At 34.1% G+C, this 14,655-nt stretch carries 15 protein-coding genes; 7 read left to right on the forward strand and 8 right to left on the reverse strand.

Annotated features, from left to right (window positions below; all coding sequences use genetic code 11):
* Positions 1 to 78 precede the first annotated feature (78 nt).
* Complete coding sequence (locus ABH968_RS19290; RefSeq protein WP_370046564.1) at positions 79 to 1,251, forward strand: multidrug effflux MFS transporter; 1,173 nt, start codon at positions 79 to 81, stop codon at positions 1,249 to 1,251.
* Positions 1,252 to 1,328: 77 nt separating this feature from the next.
* Here ABH968_RS19290 and ABH968_RS19295 read toward each other — a convergent pair whose 3' ends face one another.
* From ABH968_RS19295 to ABH968_RS19305, 3 genes are all read right to left on the reverse strand, one after another.
* Complete coding sequence (locus ABH968_RS19295; protein WP_370046566.1) at positions 1,329 to 1,835, reverse strand: response regulator; 507 nt, start codon at positions 1,833 to 1,835, stop codon at positions 1,329 to 1,331.
* Between the two features lie 267 nt (positions 1,836 to 2,102).
* Positions 2,103 to 2,546 carry a GNAT family N-acetyltransferase gene (locus tag ABH968_RS19300; protein WP_370046568.1) on the reverse strand — a complete coding sequence of 148 codons (444 nt, stop codon included), beginning with the start codon at positions 2,544 to 2,546 and terminating at the stop codon, positions 2,103 to 2,105.
* 25 nt (positions 2,547 to 2,571) lie between these two features.
* Positions 2,572 to 2,889: a MazG nucleotide pyrophosphohydrolase domain-containing protein gene (locus tag ABH968_RS19305; protein WP_049667163.1), complete on the reverse strand. Its 318-nt coding sequence runs from the start codon at positions 2,887 to 2,889 to the stop codon at positions 2,572 to 2,574.
* A 143-nt stretch (positions 2,890 to 3,032) separates the two neighbouring features.
* On the opposite strand from ABH968_RS19305, the gene ABH968_RS19310 reads away from it, so the two are divergent.
* The gene (locus tag ABH968_RS19310; protein ID WP_370046570.1) at positions 3,033 to 3,608 is read left to right on the forward strand and encodes an LOG family protein; all 576 of its coding nucleotides are present in this window, start codon (positions 3,033 to 3,035) and stop codon (positions 3,606 to 3,608) included.
* 445 nt (positions 3,609 to 4,053) lie between these two features.
* On the opposite strand, the gene ABH968_RS19315 is transcribed toward ABH968_RS19310, so the two are convergent.
* Together ABH968_RS19315 and ABH968_RS19320 are read right to left on the reverse strand one after the other, a co-directional pair.
* Positions 4,054 to 4,713 carry a hypothetical protein gene (locus ABH968_RS19315; RefSeq protein WP_370046572.1) on the reverse strand — a complete coding sequence of 220 codons (660 nt, stop codon included), beginning with the start codon at positions 4,711 to 4,713 and terminating at the stop codon, positions 4,054 to 4,056.
* A 203-nt stretch (positions 4,714 to 4,916) separates the two neighbouring features.
* Positions 4,917 to 6,134: an ROK family protein gene (locus ABH968_RS19320; protein ID WP_370046574.1), complete on the reverse strand. Its 1,218-nt coding sequence runs from the start codon at positions 6,132 to 6,134 to the stop codon at positions 4,917 to 4,919.
* Positions 6,135 to 6,419: 285 nt separating this feature from the next.
* Between ABH968_RS19320 and ABH968_RS19325 the strand changes: the two genes are divergently transcribed.
* Both ABH968_RS19325 and ABH968_RS19330 read left to right on the forward strand, forming a co-directional pair.
* Entirely contained in the window at positions 6,420 to 7,238 is an 819-nt protein-coding gene (locus ABH968_RS19325; protein ID WP_370046576.1) for a purine-nucleoside phosphorylase, read from the forward strand.
* A 264-nt stretch (positions 7,239 to 7,502) separates the two neighbouring features.
* Complete coding sequence (locus tag ABH968_RS19330) at positions 7,503 to 8,750, forward strand: nucleoside permease (RefSeq protein ID WP_370046578.1); 1,248 nt, start codon at positions 7,503 to 7,505, stop codon at positions 8,748 to 8,750.
* 119 nt (positions 8,751 to 8,869) lie between these two features.
* On the opposite strand, the gene ABH968_RS19335 is transcribed toward ABH968_RS19330, so the two are convergent.
* From ABH968_RS19335 to ABH968_RS19345, 3 genes are all read right to left on the reverse strand, one after another.
* Positions 8,870 to 9,361 carry a hypothetical protein gene (locus tag ABH968_RS19335; RefSeq protein WP_370046580.1) on the reverse strand — a complete coding sequence of 164 codons (492 nt, stop codon included), beginning with the start codon at positions 9,359 to 9,361 and terminating at the stop codon, positions 8,870 to 8,872.
* 85 nt (positions 9,362 to 9,446) lie between these two features.
* Positions 9,447 to 10,112: an HAD family hydrolase gene (locus ABH968_RS19340; RefSeq protein WP_370046582.1), complete on the reverse strand. Its 666-nt coding sequence runs from the start codon at positions 10,110 to 10,112 to the stop codon at positions 9,447 to 9,449.
* Positions 10,113 to 10,144: 32 nt separating this feature from the next.
* Positions 10,145 to 10,342 (reverse strand): transmembrane Fragile-X-F protein, encoded by a 198-nt coding sequence (locus tag ABH968_RS19345; protein ID WP_370046584.1) that lies wholly within the window; start codon positions 10,340 to 10,342, stop codon positions 10,145 to 10,147.
* Between the two features lie 190 nt (positions 10,343 to 10,532).
* Here ABH968_RS19345 and ABH968_RS19350 point away from each other — a divergent pair, with 190 nt between their 5' ends.
* The 3 genes from ABH968_RS19350 (at position 10,533) to ABH968_RS19360 (ending at position 14,607) form a co-directional block, all read left to right on the forward strand.
* Positions 10,533 to 11,672 carry a hypothetical protein gene (locus ABH968_RS19350; protein ID WP_370046586.1) on the forward strand — a complete coding sequence of 380 codons (1,140 nt, stop codon included), beginning with the start codon at positions 10,533 to 10,535 and terminating at the stop codon, positions 11,670 to 11,672.
* A 586-nt stretch (positions 11,673 to 12,258) separates the two neighbouring features.
* Entirely contained in the window at positions 12,259 to 13,404 is a 1,146-nt protein-coding gene (locus tag ABH968_RS19355) for a hypothetical protein (protein WP_370046588.1), read from the forward strand.
* A gap of 957 nt (positions 13,405 to 14,361) precedes the next feature.
* Positions 14,362 to 14,607, forward strand: a complete 246-nt coding sequence (locus tag ABH968_RS19360) for a YkuS family protein (protein ID WP_370046589.1) — start codon at positions 14,362 to 14,364, stop codon at positions 14,605 to 14,607.
* Positions 14,608 to 14,655: the final 48 nt, after the last annotated feature.

A 14,655-nucleotide genomic window follows, 5' to 3' on the forward strand; every position in this document is an offset into this window, starting at 1 on the left:
TATAATGGTCCCGCCGTTTCCCTAGCTACGTCTACTCTTTTCTAAAGAAGTAGATTTTGCTTGTAGGAGGGCATTAAGTTGAAAAAATATGTAGCACCATCTTTACTATTAATGATTGTTCTTGTAGCTTTTCCACAGATTAGCGAGACAATTTATACACCATCTCTACCTGATATTTCAGACGCATTCAATGCTTCTAATAGCTCTGTTCAGTTAACCTTAAGTATTTATTTTATAGGGTTTGCTATTGGTGTCTTTTGTTGGGGATGGATTTCTGATTTTATTGGACGAAGACCGGCCATGCTTGGCGGTTTAATTTTTTATGGTATTGGGAGTTTCATGTGTTTTTACGCAGAAACAATTACTTTTCTACTAGTAAGTAGAATTATACAAGCTTTTGGGGCGGCGACAGGCTCGATAATTACGCAAACCATTTTGCGAGAAAGCGTATCTGGCAGTAAAAGGCATGCGATGTTTGCCCAAATTTCTGCGGTGATTGCCTTTACCCCTGCTGTAGGGCCACTGATTGGTGGCTGGGTCGATCAAGCACTAGGTTTTAGAGCTGTTTTCTTTGTGCTCGTTGCGATGAGTATTTTGTTGTTTATCTACGCTTATTTCAGACTTCCTGAAACAACAGATAAATCAGCGAGAAAAAGAATTGCTATTTTCCCAGTTGTAAAACGTATTATTTCATCACCAAGGGTTCTTGTATTTGGATTGCTGATTGGTGGGATAAATGGCGTGTTATTCAGTTATTATGCTGAAGCTCCCTTTATCTTTATTGACCATTTCAATTTATCACCAGGACTTTATGGTTTTCTTGGCATAATTGTGGCTCTTGCCTCTATTATTGGTGCCATGATTTCCAAAAGACTCGTCAACAAATATCAGCCAGAAAAAGTAATTCATCTCGGTTGTTTTGTGATGACTGTCGGTGCTTTATTACTACTAATCGTTAGTACATTACCATTGCCTAATATCGTCTTACTAATAGGGATTTTAGTAACCATTTTTATTACGTTATTAGGATCAGGGATTGCTCTACCTAATTGTTTAAGCCTTGCGCTTGTTAACTTTCAGGACGTTATCGGGACAGCTGGCGCGATTTTCAGCTTAGGCTATTACTTACTAGTAAGCTTCATAACGTCAGGTATGAGTTTCCTGCATAATGGTTCATTGATGATCATGCCACTATATTTCTTCATCCTATCGATGATACTGTTATTATTCGGAAGAAGGTTTATTGTTTAAAATATTGTAGCGGGAATATATAATCAATAGCACTTCCTTTATCGGCCACCCTATATATCTATTAGGGTGGCTGTTCTTTACTGAAAATAATGATTGACTACTTCATCTGCAGAATTGAAAATGATATTGCTTTGAGTTTTATAAATAAACTTTGGTGAAGTACAAGCTTTTTCAAGACTTTTTGCGTACTTTAATGTATCGGTCATTTGCTCGATAATCTCAGCGTAGCCATCGAGATTATTGGAGATTTTCGGCATCATTGTATCAGAAACGTCTAAAACAATGGCAACTTGATCCTCCGCATAATTATTTAAATTAATGAAAAAGCACTCCTCCAAATCTTTCGAATGCTTGTCAACATTAATAACTGCTTCACTATATTTTGCAATTAGTCCAGTAGATGTCACTGTAATCGTAAAGCCTTGTTCGGTTAGTTTTTTATTTATGGCATCTAACAAAGTATTGACTTCCGCATCCAATTTTGGTGTTACAGTTGTCTGTATTAATTGATCACAATTTTGATGAATGGTATCAATTTCTGTCTGCTTATCAACAAGTAATTTAAAATTTGATATCGAATACACACTAATCTCCCCTTTATTATAAGTTTGGCATTAGTGCGTTTTTTTAGTCATCTTTCAGCCATATATTTTTAAAACAATAATCTGATTACGTACCTATAGAAAATGGCATTAAACATTTAAATAATTGAGGTTGGCAATTCTGGTGTGGTTACAGGAACTTGGAGAAACTTGGAGAAACTTATTGAATTTGATTAGTTGTGATTTGAGGATAAATAAGGATATAACAGAAGGCTGTCACAAAGTGCTAAACAGACAGCCTTTCTAAACTTAAAGTAGATTTTTTACCATTGTATAATAGCTACTTCCAGGCGGATAATCTTTTATTTCACCTACAATCTCATAGCCCCTCGCTTCATAAAACGTACGTGCTTGAAAGTCATATGTAGTTAGCAATGCCTTCGTTGCTCCCATTTGCTTGGCTGTTTCTTCAGCTTTCGCTAGTAGCTGTCCACCAATGCCTTTTCCACGGAATTCTTTACTAAACCAAAACTTATTGATTTCTACCCACCCCCAATACACCTCAGCAGTGATTCCGCCAATCCATTGCTGTTGATGATCGGTTACGATTAAGTTTAATGGACGAACAGAACCCTTTTGTCTACTTTCTTTATGATACGGTGAATGTTCATCGTTGTACTCTTTAATCTTTGTATTTAAGAACGTAGTAAAGTCATCGTGCTTTTCTAATAAAATCTCTACTTGATAATCCATATTAATCCCCCTTCCATATGTATTTTTATGCTTTATAACGCTCCATTAGCTTTTCCTGATGGGCTGAAAAAATTTCTTCCAGTGAAATATCATATTTATTAGCGATAACAATAATATTCCCTAAAACGTCTCCAAGCTCCTCTACTAATTCTTGCTTATTTTCTTCATAAGTTTGAATCTTTTCATCTGGTCTATCCCTACCAATTTCTAACGCTCGTATAGCTCTCGCTACTTCCCCAGTTTCTTCAGCTAGAAAACCAATACGCGTAAAAATACTTAAATCCGACCAACCACGTGTATCATAGTAATCCTTCACCCATTTTTGAAACTCATTTAATTCCATTTCTATTTCCTCCATTTCTTTCCTATCAAAATTAAATTATACTATAAAAGTGAAACTTGAATCAGTGGGGTTTTTTCATCCCCCGCTTACAGTTCACTACCCGTTAATGCGGAAAGAAATCTATTAGATATGGAGGAACAATGATGGATAGTATTGCAGTATTTTGCGGATCAAGCATCGGTGCTTCTGAGGCATATAAAGAAGGAGCTATTCTTCTAGGAAAAGAATTAGCAAAACGTAATATTACCTTAATTTATGGCGGAGCGAGTGTAGGTGTGATGGGAACAGTCGCAGACACGGTTCTTCGTGAAGGTGGTAAGGTGATTGGCGTTATTCCGACGTTGTTAGAGGAACGTGAAATTTCTCATAAACATTTAACAGAGCTAATCGTCGTCAATTCTATGCATGAGCGCAAAAGCAAAATGATGGAACTAGCTGATAGCTTTATCGCTTTACCTGGAGGACCTGGTACGTTAGAAGAATTTTTTGAAGTATTCACTTGGAATCAAATCGGCCTTCTGCAAAAGCCTTGTGGGATTTTAAATATCAATCATTATTACGATTTACTCATTGGGTTATTTGACCATATGCAAAACGAACAATTTTTACAAGCTCAATATCGAAATGCCCTACTTGTAGATGAAGACGTTGTGGGACTATTAGATAAATGTGCAGCCTATGTTCCACCTGCAGTTAAAACTTATCAAGCTAATAAATGAATGCATTTAGGATCTTGTATTGGATTTAATCAATTATGCCATGGCATAATTGCGTCCGGAGGATTTAACTTCTTTACGATCTTACATACTCAAAAAACAGCTGAACATATACATTCAGCTGTTTTTCATGTTGTTAATAAACACCATTATGCCAATGAAATTGGGGCGTTCTATAAAAAAAATAGGCTCTTCGGCAAAACGAGTGGTTGATTTCCGTTCCGAAAAGGCGCTTTCCTGGGGGCGTCCGATGAGCAATTAGACACTTTTACAATAATTTTCGTACTAAGCTCATAGAAGAGTTTAACGAGCCTGCATGCATGTGGTAATAGAGTCACGTGGAGCTACAGGAGCGATTGAGAAATATATATGAAATCATATCATCCACGTAAGTCCTCTCCTTACTAAACTTAAGCCCCCAGTGCTTAATTAGATTTTTATACTACTCTCATAACTTTCTTGTTTTTTCTCCTGACTTAATAATAATTGTGACAGAACTTGCTTGACCACCGTCTATGTGGTTTTCCATCTGCGACACATCAATATCTGTCTCAATCATCACTCGTTTACGTTCTTTCCCTCTTAACCTGACCTCATATGGGGCATCGTTATTCATAAGTGATTCCATTCGTACATCATCTTCAAATGGATAGCGTTCATAAAATTCAATGGTGAATTGGTTACTATTTCTACTGTAATTTTCAAAAGGAAGTTCACATACTCCATGCAATGTTGTCTCATTTTTCATTTCAAAATTACAAATGCTTTCTTGACTCTCATAAGATATTGCGTAAATGCCAGTTGCAATAGTTTTTTGAAAAGTACTGGCTACAATAGGAGGTGTAAAAATCGCTACCATAATAGCAATCAATACCGATCGAACATGATACTTTTTTAATGATTTTACAAGTAAATAAAGGCTTAGAATTAGTAACAAAAACGATGTGATTCCAACATAATTGAATCCATTTACTGTTGTAATAGGTATATTTAATACCGAAGCGATTTCCACGCCATAAGGATTTTTATGCGGAAAGGGGAAATTCAATGCCATGGAAATTAAAAAAGGAACTAAAGCAATGTAACTAAGTTTTTTATCTTTTATCAATGTAACCACTCCCAACTATTCACATTGCTAAGAGCATGTTTTGTTAGCAAAAATATTTAGTCCTATCTTAAAGTTTACCATTATTAAACCCAAAATCGGATATTTTTGGTGATAATTCTTATTCAACTAAACTGTCCCGATAGTTCAATTTTGAAAAAAAGAGCTGCTTATGCAACTCAAGTCCCTGTTTGCACTGCCACTATTCATGACAATAACTCTTCAGTAAAATAATCCAATACCATACACCCTGCTCCTTGAGCTACGATATTGTAAGCTGTTGTTGATTTAATAATCTGGACATTACTATTAGGATAGTGAATTAGTCTATTATGTGCTGTTTCAGATGCCACTTCGTAGAAAAGCGGTTTTGGTACTAAGGTTCCTCCACAGATGACTATATCTGGACGCATTAGGAAAATTAAATTGCTGAGACCAATGCCAAAATAATAAGCTGCATCCTTCACTACCTCTAAACAAAGTGGATCTTCTTGCTCTAAGGCATTTAATATATGGTGAAAATCGATATCTTCTACATCATTAACCTTTTCTTGAAGAGATGAAAAATTACCACGCTTCATACGATGTAATACTTCATTACGAATGGCTGGTAAACTGCTATATGCTTGTAGACAGCCATATGACCCACACGAACAAAGCTTCCCATGTACATCAACGATAACATGTCCAAAAGCATCAGCCATTTCGTTTTTATTACTAACCAATCTACCTTGCAAAATTGTACCGCAGCGAATCCCCATATCACTTGAGACAAAAATTAAATTATCTGTTTTATTCCAATAGTTATTACGGTATTCAGCTAATGCTGCTAAATTTGTTCCATTATCTAAAAATACATGAGTAGCATTTTGTTGTTGTAAATAGTCAACGATATTTAGATGATCCCACCCTCCTGCTGAGAACAAATGAGAATTTATGATGGCTCCGCTATCTTTGTCAATTGAATCAATGACCCCTACTCCAATTCCTAGAAGTTTATCTTTTGGAATGTTGTGTTTATCAAATAACTCATTAACGCATCGAGTTACAAAATTCAATGTGTACTCTCCTGTACAGTGTGATTCCATCTTTAATTTTTCGACATCTATGATATTTAATTTTAAATCTAGGAGCAACACCGTGGTGTATAAACTGGTTATTTCTACTCCAATCAAACAATATATATCAGGATTAATGACGTACATTAATGGTTTACGCCCACCACTCGACTCTCCAGTTCCACTATCATATATAAGGCCTTCCTGTACAAGCTCATCTAATAATCGTGCACACGTTACGTGTTTGTAACCAGTTAATTCAGTAAGTGTATTTATTCTAACTGGCCCTAACTTACGGACTAAACTATATAAAAGTTTTAGACTTTTTGTTTTCGGTGATGTTAAACCCACAAATTGCTTTAACATATACTCCTCCAAAAAAATGATTTTTACAATTACCTATATTTTATCTGATTTCTTACTAAAGAAGAAGTTAGATTATCCGGTCTTTTTTCATTATATATAAAAAGAGCTGAACATAGCGATTACTTACCGTATATTTCAGCTAAATTAATTTATACTTTTTTTCAAAATGATTTTAAGTTATTTAAATTAGCTATTTTATCGATTACACTGTTTTAAATAGATTGTTATTCAAAATGGAAAAATAGTAACAATTTATTGAGAAGATTCTTTAAGGAGGAATATTAAATGCACAATTCACAGAATATTTCGGAAACTAGAGATTTTATCATGAGTCAAACCGACTATCGTCCAACAATCGGTTTAATTTTAGGTTCAGGGTTAGGAACTCTTGCTGATGAAATTGTAAACCCTTATAAAATTCCATATAGTGAAATTCCTCACTTTGCAAAATCTGAAGCAATCGGTCATGCGAACGAATTAATAATTGGAGAATTAATGGGAAAGACAGTAGTGGCAATGAAAGGCCGTTTCCATTTTTATGAAGGTTTCACTTTAGATGAAGTTACTTTCCCAGTACGTGTAATGAAAGCGCTTGGGGTAGAAAATCTTATTATTACGAATGCCTGTGGCGCCATTAACACAAGCTTTTCCCCAGGCGATTTAATGTTAATTACTGATCATATTAATTTAGTCGGTACAAATCCATTAATTGGGCCAAATAATGATGAATTGGGAACTCGTTTCCCTGATGTTTCTCAAGTATATAATCTTGATTTACGTAATATTGCTTCTGCGGTAGCTAAGGAACAAAACATTAACCTACAAGAAGGTGTTTATGCTTGGTGGAGTGGACCAGCATACGAAACTCCAGCTGAAATTCGTATGATACGTACATTAGGCGCAGATGCTGTAGGGATGTCAACAGTGCCGGAAGCAATCGTAGCAATTCACGGAAACATGAAAGTGCTTGGCATTTCCTGTTTAACAAATATGGCGTGTGGAATTTTAGACCAACCATTAAGTCATGATGAAGTCATTGAAGTGGCAGCTTTAGCAAGAGATAAATTTATTAAATTAGTGAAAGAAACTATTACAAGAATGTAGATCTTATATTTATTGGTTCATCACCAAAAGTTAAATCATTTGTCATGAATAGAAATTGATTAAAGCGAAAGCAAGCGACTACTAGGGGTTCACGCCACCAAAAAGAGCTCCATGCTGGAACGGAAATCAAACCCACATTATGGTGATGAGCCTTTTTATGCTACCCTTTTTATCTAAATGATAAGAAGTTAACTAAAGAATAGTATCTTATTGCACTCAAAACTTAAAATGGGCTTCATCACCTTAATCAGGAGGGGTAAAAAAATGGGAATAAAATCACGTCTTAGATTAATGATTTTTCTTCAGTTTTTTATTTGGGGTTCTTGGCTTGTTACACTTGGCGCTTACATGATCAATACGTTAAATTTTACTGGCGCACAAGTTGGAGTCGTTTATAGTTCAAAAGGTCTTGCTGCAATCCTTATGCCAAGTCTTATAGGTATTGTGGCTGATCGTTGGGTAAAAGCAAATATTTTATATGGAATATTACATTTCCTTGGAGCGATTGCATTATTTACAGCTGCTCAAATTTCAGATCCTTCTATTATGTTTTGGGTAATGTTTTTTAATTCACTAGTTTATATGCCGACGCTTGCTTTATCTAATACGATTTCTTATGTTTCCTTAGAAAACAAAGGGCTTGATATAGTGAAGAACTTCCCGCCTATTCGTGTCTTCGGGACAATTGGTTTTATTCTGGCGATGTGGATTATTAGTCTAGCAAAAATTGAATTGAGCAATATTCAGCTATACATAGCTGGAGGTGCTTCGATATTGCTTGCACTGTATTCATTTACACTTCCGGACTGCCCAACATCAAAGATAAAAAAGGACAAGTCACTGGTAAGTCAGTTAGGATTAGATGCCTTTGTCCTTTTTAAACAAAAGAAAATGGCAATGTTTTTCGTTTTTGCAATGTTATTAGGTGCTGCATTACAAATTACGAATACATTTGGCGATCCATTTTTACATGACTTTGCGTTGAACCCTGACTATAAAGATAGTTTTGCCGTTAAATATCCAGCTATTTTATTATCAGTGTCACAGATGTCAGAAGTATTCTTTATTCTTACGATTCCATTCTTCTTACGTAGATATGGAATTAAGAAAGTAATTCTAATTAGTATGTTGGCATGGACGTTACGATTTGTATTCTTCGGATTCGGAAATCCATCCGATGTAGGATTCCTCTTGTTAATACTATCGATGATTGTTTACGGTTGTGCATTTGATTTCTTTAATATTTCGGGAGCTATCTTTGTAGAAAATGAAGTGGATCATCGAATTCGTGCAAGCGCTCAAGGCTTATTCAGCACAATGGTAAATGGGGTTGGTGCCTATGCAGGAGCTATTATTAGTGGAAAGGTAGTTGATTTTTTCACTGTAGATGGTGTGAGAAATTGGCAAAATATTTGGTTGGTTTTTGGAGCGTATACACTCGTTCTCGCAATTGCTTTCGCGATAATTTTTAAATATAAGTATGATAGCGATGCAATGAAAGATGTAAGTTAACTTTAATAAGTTGTTTTTTCCTCCGCTAATTTCCTTGCAGTTAAAAGATATCAGTTAAGTAAATAAGTTAATAACGAAAAGGCCAGTATTCAACATTTTTGAATCACTGGCCTTCCCCACTATCTCATGGAATTAATTATTTTCACTATGCCATCAACGGTAATAGCTTTTGCACTGACTTCATCAACAATAAAATTGTATTGAAATTTATTTTTCACGATATTATAAATTACAAAATCTGAGCTTTTAAAATAAATCATTTCATTTCCATCAGGTAATTTTACTGTCTTCGCACGCTTAGGATATGAGCGCCCATACTCATTGTCGGTTATTACTATCGTATAATGTGTACGACCTGCGTCCTCTACTAAATATTCGATGGATAGTTGAGGCTGTTTATGATTAAATGATCCAAAAACATGTGTGAAAGTAATAGGTGGAAGTCGTGTGGGTAAAGGTATATCACGTTTAAAAAACGCTTCACTTTCTTGAATCGCTTCATTAACTTCTGTATACTCTCCACCTTCTAAATAGATTTTTTCTAAATCCGTAGTAAATGCTTCCACATGTTTAACTTGAAAATATAGAAGTAGTAAAAGACATACACTCATTTTCTACAAATGTTATTTTATCCTCCTGATTTTATTTTCCTTTTAATATCTCCTAAAATCAGAAGGTGTATGAATTTTAGATTTTTCATGTCTTTTGCAAAACCTTTAAGATATCTTGAATTTCTATCAAATTATCAATGATGTAATCCGCTTTAACACTTTGCCATGCATCATTTCTTTTCCAAATAGCCATCATCCCTACTTTTTTAGCAGCTTCCACATCATTAAAAGGATGATCTCCAACGTAAATACTTTCATTAGCTGACACTTCTAGCTTAGATAACACTCGATCAAATATTTCTGCATTCGGCTTTTTGATGCCTTCCCATTCTGAAATAAGAATCACGTCAAATTCATCTTCAATTCCTAACGCTCGTATATTATCTAATTGAAATTGCCCATAACCATTTGTAATCATGCCAAGTTTTAAGCCTTGCTTTTTCAAATTGTGCAACATGCTATGCAAATTTACAAATGGAACACAATAATGCTTAAATTCCCGTATGTAATCCTCTAACATTGCTTTTGGAGATAACTCAATAGAAAATTCTTCGATTAATTGCTGATAGACTTTATCTTTCCATACATAGCCACGACTATCCAGCTCAATAAAGCGTTGAACATAGTTTCCTTTTAAAATATGTGATAGATTCGGCTTTAATCGCTCGTATTGGTGTTCAATAAATGAGCGAAATGAACTGTCACGATCTAACAATGTTCCATCTAAATCAAAAATCACCGCTTGAATCATTAGTATGCATCCCCTTTATTTAATTCTCCATTCTACAGTTCTTTACGTTTTTTCACTGCCACTACCGCTATCATCACCATTACTAACTTCATCACCAAAATTAATGCGTAGATGCTAAAGGATATGATCGCTGGCAAAAGCACTAACCACCAAGACCATGCTATAACATCCGTGAGCTTTAATACTATTAAGACAATTGTTAATACCATCAGATATAAGATTTTCGTCATACCAAATTTAGTTTCTTGTCGTTAATTCTTCTGAAGTCTCAAACTTTTTTGTTATACAACTATTTAATCACTTTACATGAAATGTTTAAATTTTTTAATTTTTTCGAAAAAAGACGAACCTTTTCATTTGGTAATTCGTCTAAATATTGGAAGAGTTGAGTTCCAGAGTAAATAAAAGGGAGAAATGATCATGAAGAAACCGATTAAAAAAACTTGGATGATTGCATCAGCACTAACAATAGGAATGGCAGTTCTAACACCACTTCAGGCAGGAGCTACTTCAATAGAACCAATAAATGGTGTTACTATTCAAATCGAACAACAAGTTACAGGAACGATTAAAGGAATCAGTGATGACGGGATATATCTAAAAGGTAGAGACGGTAAAAATTACTATATCAATTTCTATAAATTTTCTGAAGAACAAATAGCAAAAATGAACCTAGTAGAAGGACAGGAAATCACAGTTGAAGGCAGCGCAGTAGAGGATTTTTCAGACTTCTATACATTCGAAGTTTATAAAAAAGAATTGCCTAAAGAGGTAACAAATGAAGATTTAACAAAATTAGAAAAAATGTTTAACGAAGCGAAGAAGCTGCAAAAAGAAGCTGCAAAAGCGAATGAAGAGGCAGAAAAGAAATATGAAGAAATGCATAAAATTTATGTAGACATGAGTAAAATTATTAAGCCATATTATTTAGCTACTTGGCAACCTGAACCATTTGAAGAGTATATAGAAAATTTCGGCTTTAGTGAAAAAAATATAGTTATAGAAGAAAATGATAAAAAACAGCTTAAAGTTATTTATGAAGAATGGGTAAAGCTTGAAAAAGATAGTCAAGAAGAAAAGGCTAACGAAAAAATGAATGAGTTTCACAAAATCCTTCAACCCTATTTTGATAAACTTTATCCAACTCCAACATTTGAGGCATTTATCGAAAGATTTGAGTTAAATATCCCTGCTGAAGATTTTGCAAAACTAAAAAATATTTATGATAATGCTCAAAAAGCAGAAAAAGATGACAATGCTGATGAGTCTGTGAAATTATGGGAGGAATTCTATTACATCATTGATCAATTCATAAAGCCTCCAACATTTGAAGAATACATGGCTGACTATGAATTCAAAGTTAGCGAAGCGGATAGCAAGCAATTAAAACAGCTTTATGAAGAAATCTTAAAGCTAAATATAAAAGAAGACAAAGCAAAAATTGAAGAGAAATGGGCAGCATTTCACAATATTTTAGAGCCCTATTTTAAAGCAAATAAGGAAATTCTAATCTCTGCTTCTAAAGTAATAATTAACGGCCAAGAACATCTTCCACAATAAGTAAAAGAATATCTCAACAATCATTTAAGATGATTGTTGGGATTCCTCTTTTATTTAATTCCACAATAATATTTAGGGATTTTTTCCAAAGTCTATACCATAGTGCAATCAGTTTTACTTCTATAGAAAAAATATAAGAAGAACTTCCTTTTGCCCATCTTCCGATATAAGTCCCCTTCTATTTTGGAACAGAGAAAACATTACCTTGTACTTTTACTAGCTTAATTTTATCGCTGCTTAACCATTTCTCTATTTCTATCCCCTCAATAGGTGGTTTCTTAAATCTAATCTTAATTTCACTTTGAGGTGAAACAGAAAACGGAACAATTCTTTTATTAGCAATAATATCTGGTGGTAGAATTTAATCAACGCATTCATTATTTATAAGATTTTTCCAACAATATGTACCTTGTACTATTGGTACTGTATTTAATCAGACCGCTCAAACTTTGATGTTATACAACTATTTAAGCACTTAACATGGAATGTTTTAAAATTTTTTAAAAAACAACGAACCTTTTCTACTGGTAATCCGTCTAAATATTGGAAACTTTAAGTTCCAGAGTAAATAAAAGGGGAAATGATCATGAAAAAACCGATTAAAAAAACTTGGATGATTGCATCAGCACTAACAATAGGAATGGCTGTTCTGACGCCACTTCAAGCAGGTGCTACTTCAGTAGAACCAACAAATGGTGTTACTGTTCAAATCGAACAACAAATTACAGGAACGATTAAAGGCATTTATGGAGATGGGATTGATCTAAAAGGTAGAGATGGTAAAAACTACTATATCGGCTTCTATAAATTTTCTGATGAACAAATAGAAAAAATGAACTTAGTAGAAGGACAGGAAATCACAGTTGAAGGTAGCGTAGCAGAGGATTATTTAGACTTCTTTACATTTGAAGCTTATAAAAAAGGGTTGCCTAAAGAGGTAACGGAAGAAGAGCTAACAAAATTAGAAAAATTGTTTAATGAAACGAAAAAACTGCAAAAAGAATTGTCAAAAGAAATGACAGAAGAAGAATTAGAAAAGAAATTTGAAGAAATTGATAAAATTCACCAAGACATGTATAAAATCACAAAACCATATATATTAGCTAATTGGGAACCTCAAACATTTGAAGAATATATAGGGGATTATGGTTTTAGCGAAAAAAACATAGTTATTGCAGAACATGATAAGAAACAGCTTAAAGCTACTTACGAAGAATGGGTAAAACTCGAAAAAGATGGTCAAGAAGAAAAAGCTAACGAAAAAATGGATGAATTTTATGAAATCCTTCAACCATATTTAGATGAACTTTATCCACCTCAAACATTTGAAGAGTACATGGAAGACATGGAATTAGATATCCCTGCTGAAACTTTAGTAGAACTAAAAAATATTTATGAGGATGCCCGAAAAGCCGAAAAAGATGACAATCCTGAATTGTTTGATAAACTATTCGGTGAATTCTATGACATCATTAATCAGTTCATAAAACCTCAAACATTTGAAGAGTACATGGCTGACTTTGAATTCGAAGTTAATGAAGCGGATAGCAAGCAATTAAAACAGCTTTATGAGGAAATCTTAAAGCTAGATAACAAAGAAGAACAAGCAAAAATTGACGAGAAATGGGAAGCATTTCACAATATTTTAGAGCCATATTTTAAAGCAAATAAAGAAATTCTTATTTCAGCTTCTAAAGTGACAATTAACAGCCAAGAATATCTTCCACAATAAGTGGAAGGATCGGGGTGTCTCAACATTCATTGAAATGACTGTTGGGATTCCTCTTTTTTTGACTTAAGGAAGTTAATAAAATGACTAGGATTCATTTTATATTAGGTACCTAATCATTTTGTTTTGTTGATTCCACAATAATTATTGGGGATTTTTTCAAAGTCTATACCGTAGTGTAATCATTTTACTTCTATAGCAAAAATATAAGAAGAACTTCCTTTAGCCCACCTTCCAAAAATACTATAAATATAAATCCCCTTCTCTTTTGGTGCAGAAAAAACATTAATATCCATTTTTATTGGTTCAATCTCATCGTCATTTATCTCCCTTTCTACTTCGATCCCATCAATAGGTTGTTTCTTAAAATTGATTTTGATTTCACTTTTGGGTGAAACAGAAAACGGACCAATTTTTTTATTACCAATAATTTCTGTTGGTGAAATTTTATCAACACATTCATTAGTTATAATTTTTTGCTAGCAATATGTACCTTGAACTATTGGTACCTCTTTGCCTTCCGACAATACAACAGGCTTTGGTGGTCCCGCATTAAATAACATACTAATTATTTTTTCTTTAGACTTCCCATTTAAAATCCTCCTATTCAGCATTTATAATTGCCAATATCATTGCTCCAATAAAAATGCATTTTACTCAATCTCAATTTCAATCCAATCAATTATGCCCCGGCATAATTGCGTCCGGAATCGGCTTTATGCTTAGGCCTGCGCGAAGCAGGTCAGTTAGCCGTTATCGCATGGGTGCGATGATTTTTAGGCTAACATCCTTTATTAACTCTTTTACGATTTCCGTGACATCCGCCGGAGGCTTTAACTTATTTAAGTGGATTTTTGTACCCCCACTGAAATAAGTTAAAATTATGTATAACAAAAAAATGAATTAAGTGAATAATTAGCAAGCCTATATGACACATTACATATAGGAGGTGGAAGAATAATGTCTAAAATAATTGGTGTAGAACAAACATTAACAAACGTTGAAGACGCTTTAAAAGCAAAAGGTTATGAAGTTATTCAACTTCGTACTGAAGAAGATGCAAAAAAATGTGATGCCTGTGTAATCACTGGGCAAGACAGAGATATTATGGGAATTAGCGATCCTGTCATGGCAGGACCTGTTATTGATGCTGATGGTCTTTCTGCTGACGAAGTACTTCAACGTGTCGATAAATATTTCCACTAATAAATGCTTGGTGCTGTCGCTGTAGTTTTTTGACTATGGAGCAGCACC

The sequence above is a fragment of the Lysinibacillus sp. RC79 genome (genome assembly GCF_041262405.1).
GTDB lineage: Bacteria > Bacillota > Bacilli > Bacillales_A > Planococcaceae > Lysinibacillus.